The sequence below is a fragment of the Nostoc mirabile CHAB5784 genome (assembly GCF_020829645.1).
In the GTDB taxonomy this organism is placed as follows: Bacteria; Cyanobacteriota; Cyanobacteriia; order Cyanobacteriales; family Nostocaceae; genus Nostoc; species Nostoc mirabile.
Window position 1 is genome coordinate 1 of sequence record NZ_JAIVFS010000029.1, and the last position, 14,283, is coordinate 14,283.

Consider the following 14,283-nt stretch of genomic DNA (forward strand, 5'->3'; position numbering starts at 1 on the left):
TCTGGAGCAGATATACTACAGAATTGTTAAAGGTCGCGGATGCTTTGAGGCTGACAAGATAATATTTTTAATCTCTAATTCCATTTGATTTGCGTTCTCTCATATCGCTTTTAGTCTAAACTCCAGTAGGGACTTTTGCAAGAGGTCTAACGTAAATCTTTAGACCTCTTGCAAAAGTCCTAGATGTTTGGGACAAGTAGGTTAGAGTTGGGTAGCATTGATGACGTTGGAAAAAAGAGAGAGAGTACCGTACCTACTTCCAAACAAGTAAATGCGTACGCTCAACAAGCAAATGCGTACGCTCAACAAGCAAATGCTGTCGCTCAACAAGCAAATGCTGTCGCTCAACAAGCAAATGCTGTCGCTCAACAAGCAAATGCTGTCGCTCAACAAGCAAATGCTGTCGCTCAACAAGTAAATGCTGTCGCTCAACAAGTAAATGCTGTCGCTCAACAAGCAAATGTGATCGCTCAACAAGCAAATGCTGTCGCTCAACAAGCAAATGCTGTCGCTCAACAAGCAAATGCGTATGCTCAACCTGACTTTTGACGGGATGTGGAAAAGGGGATAGACTTTTGCAAGAGGTCTCTTGAACTAAGAGGCTTTGGGATTTTAGCTTAAGGGACTTCCAAATAAAAAAATGTCCCAAAACTACTGATGCAAAAACCCTCTCTATTTCTTCTCTCTGTGTTCTCTGCGTCTGGAGTGGTTCGTTTAATTTGGATAATTTATTTCTTGGAAGTCCCTAACTTCATGCCATTAGAATTTATAGAGTACGATCGCACCAGAGAACTAAAACCTGTTATAAAAGTTCTTTGGTGCGATCGCGTGTTGTTTTTAGCTTGTTTACCCTGGAGAATTTTATCTAAACAAAGGTAAACGCACTACTAGACAGATTCAGATCGAGCGATACATTTTGCAAAACGCCAATCACTTCATCTGTGGCTATTACTCCAGGATCGTAAATCAGTGCAGCATCAGTCGTGCCAGTAGCAGAAGTAAAGAAGTCTAAGCTATAGAAATCCCTTGAGCCTTTGAGTTCAATAAAATCCTGATTGAAGTCAAAGTCAGTAATTAGGGCATAGTCAGACTCCCCTGTAGTCCAAGACTTACCATCATCGTAGTAGAGAAAACTACTATCCCCAAGGACGAAGGTATCGCTACCGGATGAACCAGTTAAAATATCAACTTCACCAGTGCCAAATCCCACTCCATTGACTGTAACATTGGTGTCTACTCCAATCAGGCGATCGTTACCTTCACCGCCATCAAGATAATCGTTCCCCAATCCAGCGATGAGAATGTCTGCTCCCGCTTCACCACTAATGGTGTCATTACCATTGCGGCCAAAGATGCGATCGCTACCTTCACCACCAGAGATGGAGTCGTTGTCTGCACCACCATCAATAATGTCGTCGCCATTCCCAGCACTGATAATGTCATTACCATTGCCGCCAAAAATGCGATCGCTACCTTCACCACCAGAGATGGAGTCGATGCCTTCACCACCATCAATGTTGTCATTGTCATCTCCACCATCAATGTTGTCATTGCCAGCATCACCAAAAATCAAATCTTCACCAGTTCCTCCTTCCACTGTATCCTGACCATTGCCGCCAGTAATTAGGTCATCGCCACTGTCACCGAAGATTTGGTCACTACCACCAAGTCCTTCCAGGACATCATTACCATCTAAACCGAAAATGATTTCACGGCGGTCAGAACCTGTCAATAGATCGTCATTTTCACTGCCTGTCAAACTGAGTGGAGGAGGAGGAGCAAAATTAACTATCTGCTCTCGTTCTTCTGAACTTATCCCTGCCAATGCATCTAACCCCAGCGATTCTAGGTCTGCTGCCTTAGCCAGTGCTGTCGCTTGGTCAGAATTCTGAGCAGCAAAATGCATAACAATCTGGGTTTCACCAGGAGCTAAAGTGAGATTGTATGCAAAGTTAACGCCATCAACGTTCAAGGATGCAGCATCAGGTTTAAGACTTCCATTTTCCCCTGCTATTACATGTACTACCGTAGGGTCGCCGGTACCATCAAAATCATCTGTAACTAGCCAGTTATCGTCTGTGTTAAAGACATTATCACCGCTAGAAGTGCTAACTAAAACAGTTGAACTGTCAGAACCGAGATTGGTATTGAGGCTAACTGTGTAATTGACCGTTGCAGAACTAGTATTTGTGACAATTTCGAGAAATCTAGCCCAAGACTGGTCTTCTGGCACATATATTTTCCGCTGCACTTGCACTTGATCAATGAAAACTGGCCCGATAACTACTTCTCGTCCGTTATCCTCGGTTTGAGCAGTATTCAAGAAAAAGGAGAAGTTATTTAAACTGAGTCCACTATCATAGGCATCATTAGTGCCCTCTAAAATACTTCCATTTTCTTGGATATCCCAACTAAATCCAGAAGAATCGAATAAAACAGTAGGTAAAACAATCTCTGACATATTTTGCTCCTTGTTTTTGTTCAGTAAATTTTCTGTATTGTGGACAAGTGGTACGCTCGATTAGCGTAAATCTTTGAGAGCGCAGACTTTTCGGTACTAGTATGAAGAGTAAGCGCTCAGGGCGGTAATGAGAGAATAAGGCTTTCAGGCGATCAAATCAGTTGATTTAGCCTCCTGCGTTCAAACTTAGTACAGCTTTGCGTAAAATCGTAGCGTTGTTAATGCAAGGGGACGCATTAGCATTGTCAGCCGATGCATTAGCATTGTCAGCCGATGCATTAGCATTGTCAGCCGATGCATTGGCATTGTCAGCCGATGCATTGGCATTGTCAGCCGATGCATTGGCATTGCAGGGTATTGCCAAATTTAATTTGCTACGAATTAATGAAATGCTGTACTTAGGGACTTAACAGTTTGTTCGCTATACCGCGAACTGTTATCTGAACCTAATTAAACTAGATTTAATCTGATCAATCAAGGCCAATTTCAGATCATTATCTAACTGAACTAAATTTGAGATTGACAAAAATCTGGCAATGTGAATTAGCAAAATAACTCTCATCGCTTCGTCAGGGGTCATTTCCCCAAGCTTTTAGCCCCCAACCAAGAGCTTCTTCGTTGAGATAAAAGCGTTTTGGGCTTTAGTTTAACTCCGTGCCATGCGATGATGAATTTTATCTAGCAAGAGTAATAAAAACTTGTTGATATTTATAACATCCACACGTAATAAGTGAATTAAAAATCAGGTAAACTCAAGCAGCAAAAGCTTTGTTGTCTTTCGGGGAAGTAATTAACAGGCACAGCACCTTGGGAGCAAAACCGTTGTGGATGAACAACTTAAAAAACTGATTGATGAGGTATGCTGCTACCCAGACCCCAGTCTAGAAAGGCAGAAAGCATTAAATAGATTGCTGATGGTCATTCAACAACTCCCTGGCATTTATAAGTCTGGACACCAAGACTATTTAGAAGCCTTAAATCAAACTTGGGAATGGGTAAGCCGGAAGATTTGCGAGTTTGAAGCGCGATCGCCTTCTTTCCAACAAAGCCTAGTAATCTGGATTAATGGCTATCTCAAGTGGCGCATTAAAGATTTATATATACCAGATAGTAATTATACCATCAGTTTGGACAGGCTTATCCGTAACGATGAGGGTGACGAAACAAGCCTGCTAAATATTTTGCCAGACCGTCAGTCACAAACTATTTCTTTAGATTTGCTGGATATCAAAATTGCCCAAATCCAAGAAACTGAGCGCCAATGCCTTGGTAAACGCATCTGGCAATATATTGAGCAAGACGAAGAGGGTAAATTAACAGCTAGTCATCCCCGCAAAAATCCAGAATGCCATTGTCATTTATTGGCAATGCGCTTACTTCTGGAACAACCACCTCATAAAATCGCTGATATTGCTAGAGAGTTAAATATAAGCAATCAAACTCTCTACTCCCACTGGAAGAAAAATTGTCTTCCCCTGTTAAAAGAAATCGGTATGAATTTCGGATCTGACTAATGGCTAACACACAACCACATATTTTAAGCGTCCCTCTCCCCCAAAATGCCCACCGTTGGGCTGAGGAATTTGCCAGGCAGCAAGATAACCCCCTAAAGGGAAAACAAGTTTATCTGAATACTTTGGCTGTTTATGCCGTTCACAGTTATCTCAAATGGCTGAACGTTGAGACAGCACTAAATCAAGGCGACAGTTGGCATCGTGGTTTAAGAGCAATTTTTGATGTTGCTGATTTAGTCTTGCCTGGTGTTGGTAAGGTTGAATGTCGTCCAGTGTTACCGGGTGAGGTTGCTATAGTCTTGCCTCCAACTATGACACAAGAGCGCATTGGTTATGTAGGAGTTCAGTTTAGTCAACAATTAGATTATGTAGAATTACTGGGATTTGTTCCAGCAAGGGAGATGGCTGAATCACCAGCAATACTGCAAATAACACAACTGCAATCCTTTGATCCTCTTTTCGAGATTATACAGATGCGAACGCTATTAATAAATCTGCGTCAATGGCTTACGGGAATATTCCAGCCAGATTGGCAACCCCCAGAGTTAGTGTTTGCTAACAATTTCAGAAGCAGTAGCACAATGACTCGCCCTTCAACTAACTCCATCAGTCGGGCAAAGGTGATTAATTTGGAAAGCCAAGTACTGTTATTAATGCAGTTAACTCCCACAGATAGCGAAGTTTTTAATATTCGCCTACGAATTTATCCGGGTAATGATTCTATTCATCTACCACCAGATTTACAACTGATTGTCCTTGATGAAGCCGGAAACACTGGCATGGAAGCGCAAGCAAGAAGTGCAGATGATTGGATGCAACTAGAGTTTAGCTGCCAGCACGAGGAAAAATTCAGTGTCAAGATAGGGTTAGGGGAAACAAGTCTGATGGAAGAGTTTGTTGTTTAAGACAAACAAAAGGAGACAGGAATGGCAATCATCAAGTTGAAGCTCAGACGCAATTCAACAGATGGATTTTTGGTAATTCTAACAGCGAAGAACTTGGATGAAGAAACAGAAGGATTTTTGCCTCCATTACCACCAAATTTAGAATCATCCTTTAATGAATGGCAATCAGCTTATCGTCAAATCGAAGCTGTACGCTCTTGTGTTGCTCCCGCACCAGGGTTACGTCTTACACCCAAAAGTGTGACGATTCATTCTCACGGGGAACACACCGGAGCAGTCAAAGATTATCTGAATCAATGGCTCAACTCTGGAGATAGCAGGTGGCAACCAATCCGGGATAGATTAATTGCGATCGCTCAACAATTACATGAGTCAAATGATGAGATTCGTGTGATCATTGATGCTAAAGATATTGATTTACGCCGCCTTCCTTGGCAAGCATGGAATTTATTAGAAGAACACTATCCCAACGCCGAAGTTGCCCTCAGTGCGCCCAAAAGCTCCAATACTAAGATAAATAAACTAGTTCCTAAAAGTACAAAAGTCAGAATTTTAGTTGCTGTGGGCAGAAGTGACGGCATTAATACAAAAGATGACTTAAAAGTAATTCAAGACTTAGAGACAGATGGGGTAGAAGTACGCTGTTTAATTAAGCCTAGCCGCCGGGATTTGTGTGATGCTCTTTGGGATGAACAAGGCTACCATATTTTCGTTTTTACGGGACATAGTGGAAGTCAAGAAGATGGGCAGATAGGTTGGATTGAACTTAATGATGAAGAGAGTTTGACTATTGAGGAATTTAAGGAGGCTTTGAAGCAAGCTATTGATAAAGGATTACAGTTAGCAATTTTTAATTCTTGTGATGGTTTAGGATTAGCTAACCAACTTGCCCAAATACATTTACCTCAAGTTATTATCATGCGGGAACCTGTACCAGACCCCGTAGCAGTAGATTTTTTAAGGTACTTTTTCCAAGAATTTACTCATAATAATAAGTCATTATTTACTTCTGTAAAAAAAGCCCGCAAACGCCTAGAACATTTTAAGTCTGATTATCCAGGTGCAATTTGGTTGCCAACAATTTGTATTGAAGCTAATGTTGAACCATTGACTTGGCAAGGATTGCGCGGAGGTTCTCCGGCAAAGCCGACTCCAATCAAGCCAGAGGATTCAACTCATGAACGAAAGAAAAATATCAAGCCGTGGTTATTAATTGGTTTGCTTGGTGTAGTTGTTAGTGGCGGTGTAGCCTATTTAGTTGGGAAAAAAGTCAACTCCGATTTTAGTTCGGTAACTGCTCCCGAAGGAACATGGTTTTATGGTGGTAGCACATCTTGGGCACCAATTCGGCAACGTGTAGATCCTGAAATCAAAAAAGCACATCCGCAGTTTGAATTACGTTATACCGATGCGATTAATGCTACACCAGGTTCTGGTACGGGAATTCGGATGTTGTTGTCAGGACAACTTACCTTTTCGCAATCCTCCCGCCCGATCGCAGACAGAGAGTATCAACAAGCTCAACAACGGGGCTTGAGTCTGAAACAAATTCCAGTGGTTTTGGAAGGATTAGCGATCGCTGTTCACCCCACTCTGCAAATTCCAGGGCTAACCTTGGGGCAAATCAAAGATATTTACACTGGTAAAATAACTAACTGGAATCAGGTTGGCGGCCCTAACCTAAAAATTACTGCTTACTCCCGTCGCGTTGAAGACGGCGGCACTGTAGAGTTCTTAGTTGACAATGTTCTCGGTAAAGAAAAACTAGGAGGTAACGTAGTATACGTCTACGATACAACAGATGGACTGAGAAAATTAGCAAGTGATCGCGGTGGCATTTACTACGCTTCGGCTCCAGAAGTTGTCCCCCAATGTCAGATTAAACCATTGCCAATCGCCAAACAAGGGAACAATTTTGTAGCCCCTTATGCAGAACCTTTGATTAAAGCCGATCAATGTCCGAATCAACGCAACAAGTTAAACATCGATGCTTTCAAAAAAGGTCAGTATCCAATTACACGCCAGATGTTTGTCATAGTTAAGCAGAATAATAATAACAGTTTAGAACAACAAGCGGGCGAGGCATACGCCAAAATGCTACTAACAAATCAGGGACAAAAACTGATGAATGAAGCTGGATTTGTGCGTATCCGTTGAACAAGAAGCAAGGGAGCAGGGGGCAGGGGGCAGGGAGCAGGGGGAGCAGGGGGAGCAGGGGAGGCAAGTATAAAAGACTCGCTCACGAGTATAAAAGACTCGCTCACGAGTATCAAAGACTCGCTCACGAGTATCAAAGACTCGCTCACGAGTATCAAAGACTCGCTCACGAGTATCAAAGACTCGCTCACGAGTATAAAAGACTCGCTCACGAGTATAAAAGACTCATTCACGAGTATAAAAGACTCATTCACGAGTATAAAAGACTCGCTCACGAGTATAAAAGACTCGCTCACGAGTATAAAAGACTCATTCACGAGTATAAAAGACTCGTCCACAAATCTTACAGCTATTTTCAGGTAAATAGACTACGCGGTAGGGGCACAGCATTGCTCATAGGTGTCAACTTAAGCTAAAAATAGCTTAACTGCTGGGCTGACTCAACCGCCTTGAACTAAAGTTCAAGACTAATAGCTAAAGTCATCTAAAGATGACTAAAGATTGTTGGGGAATTTAGTCATCTTTTAGATGACTTTTACTATTAGCAAGGAACTTCAGTTCCTTGCGGGACACAGCTTTTACGTTAAGTTGACACCAATGAGCATTGCTGTGCCCCTACGACAGATGTGGTTCAAATACATGAAAACTGCTGTAATTTAACTGCGCCTTCCTTGGAGACTCACGTTAAATTACAATTACAAATTATTCTCCCCTGCTCCCCCTGCCCCCTTCCCCCTGCCTCTTCGTTGAGTAGCGATTTTGTCTACGGTTCCCTAAAAAGAAAGTGACTCTGAAACTCAGAGCCACCCTTAAAACTGTATTCTGAAACTTTTTAATTTTTCACAATATCCTGATGTAGATGTGTGAAAATTTACTTCTTAGCTTCAGCAATGGGTACCCATTCAGTGTGGAAACTTCCGGGCTTATCAAGACGCAGGTAAGTATGTGCGCCGAAGTAGTCGCGTTGTGCTTGAGTTAGATTTTGGGGCAAGCGATCGCGGCGATAGCTGTCAAAATAATCCAAGGATGCGCTAAATGCGGGTACTGGAATTCCCAGTGTTGCAGCTGTCGCAATCACTTCCCGCCAAGCAGTCTGTCTGTCGAGAATTGTCTGCTTAAATTCGGGAGCTAACAGCAAGTTAGGCAAAGCTGGATTTTCGCTAAAAGCCTTCTTAATCTTATTCAAAAAGCGAGCGCGAATAATACAACCACCTTTCCAAATCCGCGCCATTTCGCCCAAATCCAAATTCCAGTTATATGTTTTTGAAGCTGTGGATAGCAACGCCATCCCTTGAGAATAAGAACAGATTTTTGAGCAATAGAGAGCATCGCGTACTTTATTGATAAAGTCCTTAGTTTGCCCATCATACTTGCCACTGGGGCCTGTAAGGACTTTAGATGCTGCAACCCGCTCCTCTTTAATAGAAGAGATAATCCGGGCATTAACTGCTGCTGTAATTGTAGGAATAGAGACTCCCAATTCCAATGCAGTTTGCACAGTCCAGCGTCCAGTTCCCTTTTGACCTGCTGCGTCAACAATCAAATCCACCAGGGGTAGATTTGTTTCTGGGTCAAGATATGGGAAGATATTCTTCGTAATCTCAATCAAAAATGAATCGAGTTCATCGGTGGTGTTCCATTCAGCAAACACCTCATGTAGCTGATTATGGTCTAATCCCGCGACATTTTTCAGCAAGTCGTAGGCTTCAGCAATTAGCTGCATATCGCCATACTCAATGCCGTTGTGTACCATTTTGACATAATGGCCAGAACCACCAGGGCCAATGTAGGTTACACAAGGGCCATCATCGACTTGGGCAGCAATTTTGTTGAAAATTGGCGATAGAAACTCGTAAGAGCTTGTTGTACCTCCAGGCATCAGTGAAGGCCCATTTAGCGCTCCTTCTTCACCGCCACTGACACCCATACCAAGATACCGAAGCCCTGCGGGTTCTAATTCCTGAGTGCGTCGTTCCGTATCTTCAAACCAAGAGTTGCCACCGTCGATAATGATATCGCCTTCTTCTAACAAGGGTTTGAGTTGAGCAATCACCGCATCCACTGGCTTACCAGCTTGCACCATTACTAGAATTTTGCGGGGACGTTCCAATAAGGCAACGAATTCTTCCAGGTTAAAGGCGGCTTTGACGTTCCGTCCTGGTGCACGCTGCGCCATAAACGCATCCGTTTTTTCTCGGGAGCGGTTGTAAACTGCAATTGGGAAGCCATTGCGCTCCACGTTTAGAGCGATGTTCTCACCCATAACGGCTAATCCAATCACACCAAAGCTTTGTAGTGTCATAAAAAATTTCTGGCTAACTCTTGCAGATCCTTTTACTTTAAGGGTAGTCCGATATTTTCTGTTCTCCCCTAAAGAAGACCTTAAGAGTTGAATAAACGACAAAAATCCACAACTAACACGGATAATTAATTTTAATTTGTATCTAAATCAACAATTGACTGGCAAAATTTGCAAAATTGTTAGTTGAGGGACTGGGGACTGGGGACTAGGGACTAGGAAGGAATTTAATTCAATAAATTACTTTTTCTTCCTAATACCTAATACCCAGTACCCGATCCCTAGTCCCCAATCCCTAGTCAAAGGAGTAACCAAATAATGCTGGCATTTGTCCTAGCTTTGGTGGTCGGTCTTGGTAGTTTAGCCATTTACATAGCAGCTTTCTTTTTTCCAGAAATCCACCGCAAGAATGACTTTATCTGGAGTGGTGTAGGATTGTTCTACGCCTTAGTTTTATGGGTGTTTGCACCACGCATTACTGGGGGTTTGTTGCTGGGTCATGTGGCTAGTGTGGCTCTTTTGGTCTGGTTTGGCTGGCAAACTCTATCATTACGTCGCCAACTGACCCCGCAGCCACAACAAACCCAAGTACCCAGTCCTGAGACGGTGAAAACTGGCATTCAGGAACAGGTAAATAAGTTCTCTCTTCAGGAACGGCTGGGCCAGTTGCAAAAAGGTCTTGGTAGCACCTTCAGTGGTGTGAAAGACAAGGTACAACAAACTGGGAGTAAAAAAACACCCACAACCCCCAAACCTGAAAATATTACCTCTGTATTGGCAGAGAAACCTACTGTTGAGATTATCGACAAAACTACTGCCATACCAGAAAAACCAGCAGAGGAGACAGTTACTGCTGACACCGAAGCCAAAATCGCGAGTGTACCGGAAGCGATTCCACCACATCCCCCATCTCCTGAATTGGTGGAAGCAGCGCAACCAGATTTTGAAATTGAGGAGAAGCAACCGATTCCCGTAGAAGAAATTGTGCCGGATGCGGTACTCGCTCCCCCGGCGGAAATGCTACCTGAAGAAATACCGCCTAATCAAGCTAGTTGAATACAGTGAAACCCAGCGTTAACCTAATATAATGTTGGGTTTCACTCAACTTGTTTTAATGTTCTGCCACAAATCGGCTGAAAGAAACCTTGATAAATGACCAACATTAGTTGTTGCGATGCCTACGGCGGCAAGCTACGCAATATCTGCACCGATAATAGTTACAGCTTGGGTTAGAGCATAGTTTTGGGAAGGCTCTTAACTAACTAGGGATAAAAATTATGAACATCCAAATTAAAGCGGAATACGAGCAATTTATACAAACCCGAATTGCTACAGGTAGATATGAAAATGCTGAAGATGTCATTGCTAAAGCATTGAAACTGCTGGAAGAATGGGAGATGGGTTATCAGGAATGGGAAGAAGAAACCCAGAAAAAAATAGCTGTTGGGCTTGCTTCTATTGAACGTGGAGACGTACTAGATGGTGAAGTTGTGATGGCGCGACTGTCAGAAAAATTACGCAAAGCGCGTGAGACTCAAGAATAATGGAATATTTTATTGCCAAAGAAGCAAGCCAAGATTTAGACGAAATTTTGGATTATTTTCTAGTTCGCAATATTAACGCAGGGGAAAAATTTATTCAAGGATTTAATAAGAAGTGCCAAAACATAGCTCAATTCCCGAATATAGGACGAAGTTACGCCAAGTTTGATCCAAGCCTTAGAGGAATACCTTTAGATGGCTACATTATTTTTTATCGAGTTTTTGAAAATAGTGTTGTAATTGTGCGGGTAATTAGCGGTTATCGGGATTTAAAATCTATATTTGCAGATGTGGACGATGAATAGATTTTTGAGTTGTCCAACTTAGACTGTTTCTGTTTCGGCAAAATTTATTCTTGCAAAATCTGTAAAGTATATGTTTCCACAGAAAGCCCTTACTGTTTAGCTTATTGTGCAAGATACTGTTCTAATTCTGGTGGCAAGTTCAGGGTTAGGGTCATAAGTCTCTTTCTTGTATTAAGATTAAAAATTGGAAAATCAGGAGATGATTAGCTAATGAACCATTCTGAATGGAGAGTTAAAGTCTTAGAAGAAGTGCAGCAAGTCCCAGATGCTAAGTTAGCACAGCTCTATGAGATGATTCACGGATTTCGACTTAGCTCAGAAACTAACAGCCACAACGCTGCTGCTATCATGCAGTTCGCAGGTTGCTGGAGCGATATGTCAGATGAAGCATACGGCGAATTTTCAGACGAGATTGCTATCCGTCGTCAGCAAGCATTTTCTCAAAGACGAAACCGTGAAACCAGCATTGATTGATAGTGATATTTTGTCCTTGTTCTTCCGAGGCAATACCAATGTAGTAGCTCAGTTTCAGACTTACTTGATAACCTATCGTCAAATCAACATTAGTATCATCACTTATTACGAAATTCTCAGCGGCTTAAAGCACCGTGATGCCCAAAAGCAACTCGCTTTGTTTTTGGAGTTTGTCGCCCAAAATACTGTCTTACCCCTTACTGAACAATCAGTCACCCTATCCGCAGATATCTACGCAAACTTGCGGCTCCAAGGGATTCCCATCGACGATATTGACTTGCTCATTGCTGGGGTTGCCATTGCCAATAATCTAGTTATGATTACTCATAATCAGCGTCATTTCGGTAGAATTGAAGCACTAGAGTTGCAAGATTGGAGTCAAGCTTGACGTGCTTTGATTGCGATAAAAGTTACCCTATCGATTTTATGCAGCGATCGCAGTACCATCAGAATATATAAAAGCATATAGTGATCGCAATACCATATCCCCCACTTTAGATATTTTAGTTCTGTAGAGTGCGTTACGACGCAAAATTAGCACAGGGTGAAATCTTTGCTAATCGATATTTATGCAGCGATCGCAGTACCATCAGAATGGAATAGCGATCGCAGTACTATATCTCTAGGTTAAGACGATGAGGAGTTGCACTGGCGATCGGGGTTAGTTTATCAAGGAAATCAGGCAAAAATACTATAATTTGTGAGAAGCGTAATTTATCCTACTCCTAAAGACGCAAAATGGCAGATGTATCCTTGGAACCACTCAAGGTGTTTTGTTCCTACTCTCACAACGACGAACCCCTAAAGGATGAACTGGCTAAACACCTGACTATGTTGGAACGGCAAGGTGTTACTTCAACTTGGCATGATCGTAAAATACCACCTGGAAAAGAATGGGATCAGCAGATTAATGAAAATTTGAACACAGCCGATATCATTTTATTACTAGTTAGTTCAGACTTTATATATTCTAAATACTGCTGGGATGTTGAAGTTACCAAAGCAATAGAACGCCACGAAGCTGGAGAGGCTTGTGTCATTCCAATTATTCTGCGAAACGTTTCTTGGCAATCTGCACCATTTGCTAAACTACAAGCTCTGCCCAAAAATGCCCTACCTATTAAGTCTTGGACTAATCAAGATGATGCATTCATGAATGTAGCTGAGGGAATTAAGTTTGCTGCTGAACAACTAATTAAGGAGCGTCAACAACAACGGTTACGCAGGGAAGCCGCCATAACTGAATATCGTCTTCAGGCTGAAGAATTTGCGTCTGATGGCGAAATTTCTTTTGTCGAATCTGATATTTTAAAAGATTTACAAGAAAAGTTAAAATTAACAGACCAAGAAGCCAGTGCAGTCCGAGAAAAAGCATTAGAGCCTTACGGTATATATAAGAAAAATCTAGACAAATACAAGCAACACTTGACAAGTTTTGTAGATGAACAAGGATATCCATTGGATGAAAAAGCTGAAACTGAATTAGGGAAATCCCAGAAATATTATCAGCTTAAAGATGAAGATGTAGTTCGCCTAAAGAAAGAACAAGAAATAGAGTATCAAAAACGACAAGGAGAAAGATTACCCCAAGAACAAGAAAGAGCTGAAAATAAGAGACGGGAAGCAGAATTACAAGAACGACTAAAAAGGGAATCATCTCCCCCAGGTATTCAAACTCAGGCTTTTGAGTTTGACACCGCCACCCTAACCCCCAAATCAGCAGGGTTTTTGGGTATGGGGAAAACCTATGAAATTAACCGTAGTCGGGGACGCGCCGAGTTTTTTGCAGAAAACTTGGGTAATGGCATAGTTCTGGAAATGGTTGCAATTCCCGGTGGTAAATTTCTCATGGGTTCGCCAGAGAGTGAGCCAGAAAGAACTGGCGATGAAAGTCCACAGCACACTGTCACCATTCAACCCTTTTTCATGGGGAAATTTCCAGTAACTCAGAGTCAATGGAAAGCCGTTGCTGCTTTACCCAAGGTTAATATTGATTTAGATCCCGAACCGTCTAATTTTAAAGGTGTTAATCGACCTGTTGAACAGGTTTCTTGGGATGATGTAATTGAGTTTTGCGCTCGGCTATCTAAAAAGACTGAGAAAACCTATCGCCTGCCCAGTGAAGCAGAATGGGAATATGCTTGTCGTGCAGGAACGACTACCCCGTTTTATTTTGGCGAAACAATTACAACGGATTTAGCGAATTATCGGGGGACAGACTGGGATTATAACGGAACAGTATACCGAGGTAATTATGCTCAGGGCCCAAAGGGCGAATATCGTAAGCAAACAACGGATGTGGGAAAATTTCCTGCTAACCCCTTTGGTTTATTTGATATGCATGGTAATATATGGGAATGGTGTCAGGATGAGTGGCACAAAAATTATAACGGAGCGCCAAAAGACGGAAGCGCTTGGTTAGTTGATAATGATAATCAAAATCGGCTGCTGCGTGGTGGTTCGTGGCTCAGCCTTCCCAGGAATTGCCGCTCGGCGTTTCGCAACTCTTTCGCGCGTGGCTACAGGCGCAGCAGCGTGGGTTTTCGGGTTGTGGTGGTTCGGGGCAGGACTTAGTAGCCCTTTATTTCTTTACCCTTCTTAATGTCTCGCGCTTTGCGCGATCAATT

14 protein-coding genes and 1 pseudogene are annotated in these 14,283 nt (G+C 42.4%); 13 read left to right on the forward strand and 2 right to left on the reverse strand.

Annotation, left to right across the window (positions count from 1 at the left end; translation table 11 throughout):
* Positions 1-183: 183 nt before the first annotated feature.
* A complete protein-coding gene (locus LC653_RS19380) occupies positions 184-549 on the forward strand; it encodes a hypothetical protein (protein ID WP_229496246.1) in 366 nt (121 codons plus the stop codon).
* Between the two features lie 108 nt (positions 550-657).
* Positions 658-879 (forward strand): hypothetical protein, encoded by a 222-nt coding sequence (locus LC653_RS19385; protein ID WP_229496248.1) that lies wholly within the window; start codon positions 658-660, stop codon positions 877-879.
* Here LC653_RS19385 and LC653_RS19390 read toward each other — a convergent pair.
* Complete coding sequence (locus LC653_RS19390; protein ID WP_229496250.1) at positions 866-2,461, reverse strand: calcium-binding protein; 1,596 nt, start codon at positions 2,459-2,461, stop codon at positions 866-868. The genes LC653_RS19385 and LC653_RS19390 overlap by 14 nt on opposite strands.
* Positions 2,462-2,682: 221 nt before the next feature.
* On the opposite strand from LC653_RS19390, the gene LC653_RS19395 reads away from it, so the two are divergent.
* From LC653_RS19395 to LC653_RS47375, 5 genes and pseudogenes are all read left to right on the forward strand, one after another.
* Positions 2,683-2,871, forward strand: coding sequence for a hypothetical protein (locus LC653_RS19395; RefSeq protein ID WP_229496252.1), 189 nt, complete (start codon positions 2,683-2,685; stop codon positions 2,869-2,871).
* Positions 2,872-3,285: 414 nt separating this feature from the next.
* Positions 3,286-3,975, forward strand: a complete 690-nt coding sequence (locus tag LC653_RS19400) for a helix-turn-helix domain-containing protein (RefSeq protein ID WP_229496254.1) — start codon at positions 3,286-3,288, stop codon at positions 3,973-3,975.
* Positions 3,975-4,880, forward strand: a complete 906-nt coding sequence (locus tag LC653_RS19405; protein ID WP_229496256.1) for a DUF1822 family protein — start codon at positions 3,975-3,977, stop codon at positions 4,878-4,880. The genes LC653_RS19400 and LC653_RS19405 overlap by 1 nt, the downstream gene beginning before the upstream one ends.
* A gap of 21 nt (positions 4,881-4,901) precedes the next feature.
* A pseudogene (locus tag LC653_RS47370) lies at positions 4,902-5,921 on the forward strand (CHAT domain-containing protein); the annotation flags it as partial.
* Between the two features lie 114 nt (positions 5,922-6,035).
* Entirely contained in the window at positions 6,036-7,037 is a 1,002-nt protein-coding gene (locus LC653_RS47375; RefSeq protein ID WP_372478193.1) for a PstS family phosphate ABC transporter substrate-binding protein, read from the forward strand.
* A gap of 871 nt (positions 7,038-7,908) precedes the next feature.
* Here LC653_RS47375 and gnd read toward each other — a convergent pair.
* On the reverse strand, positions 7,909-9,339 hold the full coding sequence (gene gnd / locus LC653_RS19420; protein ID WP_229496258.1) for an NADP-dependent phosphogluconate dehydrogenase: 1,431 nt from the start codon (positions 9,337-9,339) through the stop codon (positions 7,909-7,911).
* 315 nt (positions 9,340-9,654) lie between these two features.
* On the opposite strand from gnd, the gene LC653_RS19425 reads away from it, so the two are divergent.
* The 6 genes from LC653_RS19425 to LC653_RS19450 all read left to right on the forward strand — a co-directional run bounded on the left by LC653_RS19425 (position 9,655) and on the right by LC653_RS19450 (position 14,230).
* Entirely contained in the window at positions 9,655-10,392 is a 738-nt protein-coding gene (locus LC653_RS19425) for a Ycf66 family protein (RefSeq protein ID WP_229496260.1), read from the forward strand.
* A 221-nt stretch (positions 10,393-10,613) separates the two neighbouring features.
* Positions 10,614-10,880, forward strand: a complete 267-nt coding sequence (locus tag LC653_RS19430; RefSeq protein WP_229496262.1) for a ribbon-helix-helix domain-containing protein — start codon at positions 10,614-10,616, stop codon at positions 10,878-10,880.
* Complete coding sequence (locus tag LC653_RS19435) at positions 10,880-11,182, forward strand: type II toxin-antitoxin system RelE/ParE family toxin (protein WP_229483757.1); 303 nt, start codon at positions 10,880-10,882, stop codon at positions 11,180-11,182. Before LC653_RS19430 ends, LC653_RS19435 begins: the two co-directional genes overlap by 1 nt.
* Positions 11,183-11,392: 210 nt before the next feature.
* Positions 11,393-11,656, forward strand: coding sequence for a hypothetical protein (locus LC653_RS19440; RefSeq protein WP_229496264.1), 264 nt, complete (start codon positions 11,393-11,395; stop codon positions 11,654-11,656).
* Entirely contained in the window at positions 11,637-12,044 is a 408-nt protein-coding gene (locus tag LC653_RS19445) for a type II toxin-antitoxin system VapC family toxin (protein WP_229483755.1), read from the forward strand. Before LC653_RS19440 ends, LC653_RS19445 begins: the two co-directional genes overlap by 20 nt.
* Positions 12,045-12,394: 350 nt before the next feature.
* Positions 12,395-14,230: an SUMF1/EgtB/PvdO family nonheme iron enzyme gene (locus tag LC653_RS19450; RefSeq protein ID WP_229496274.1), complete on the forward strand. Its 1,836-nt coding sequence runs from the start codon at positions 12,395-12,397 to the stop codon at positions 14,228-14,230.
* The last annotated feature ends 53 nt before the right edge of the window (positions 14,231-14,283 follow it).

What these genes read in the sequence shown, in the direction of transcription:
- LC653_RS19380 (WP_229496246.1), top strand. Translation starts at nt 184, where the DNA reads ATGTTTGGGACAAGTAGGTTAGAGTTGGGTAGCATTGATGACGTTGGA.
- LC653_RS19385 (WP_229496248.1), top strand. Translation starts at nt 658, where the DNA reads ATGCAAAAACCCTCTCTATTTCTTCTCTCTGTGTTCTCTGCGTCTGGA.
- LC653_RS19390 (WP_229496250.1), bottom strand. Translation starts at nt 2,461, where the DNA reads ATGTCAGAGATTGTTTTACCTACTGTTTTATTCGATTCTTCTGGATTT.
- LC653_RS19395 (WP_229496252.1), top strand. Translation starts at nt 2,683, where the DNA reads ATGCAAGGGGACGCATTAGCATTGTCAGCCGATGCATTAGCATTGTCA.
- LC653_RS19405 (WP_229496256.1), top strand. Translation starts at nt 3,975, where the DNA reads ATGGCTAACACACAACCACATATTTTAAGCGTCCCTCTCCCCCAAAAT.
- gnd (WP_229496258.1), bottom strand. Translation starts at nt 9,339, where the DNA reads ATGACACTACAAAGCTTTGGTGTGATTGGATTAGCCGTTATGGGTGAG.
- LC653_RS19425 (WP_229496260.1), top strand. Translation starts at nt 9,655, where the DNA reads ATGCTGGCATTTGTCCTAGCTTTGGTGGTCGGTCTTGGTAGTTTAGCC.
- LC653_RS19430 (WP_229496262.1), top strand. Translation starts at nt 10,614, where the DNA reads ATGAACATCCAAATTAAAGCGGAATACGAGCAATTTATACAAACCCGA.
- LC653_RS19435 (WP_229483757.1), top strand. Translation starts at nt 10,880, where the DNA reads ATGGAATATTTTATTGCCAAAGAAGCAAGCCAAGATTTAGACGAAATT.
- LC653_RS19440 (WP_229496264.1), top strand. Translation starts at nt 11,393, where the DNA reads ATGAACCATTCTGAATGGAGAGTTAAAGTCTTAGAAGAAGTGCAGCAA.
- LC653_RS19450 (WP_229496274.1), top strand. Translation starts at nt 12,395, where the DNA reads ATGGCAGATGTATCCTTGGAACCACTCAAGGTGTTTTGTTCCTACTCT.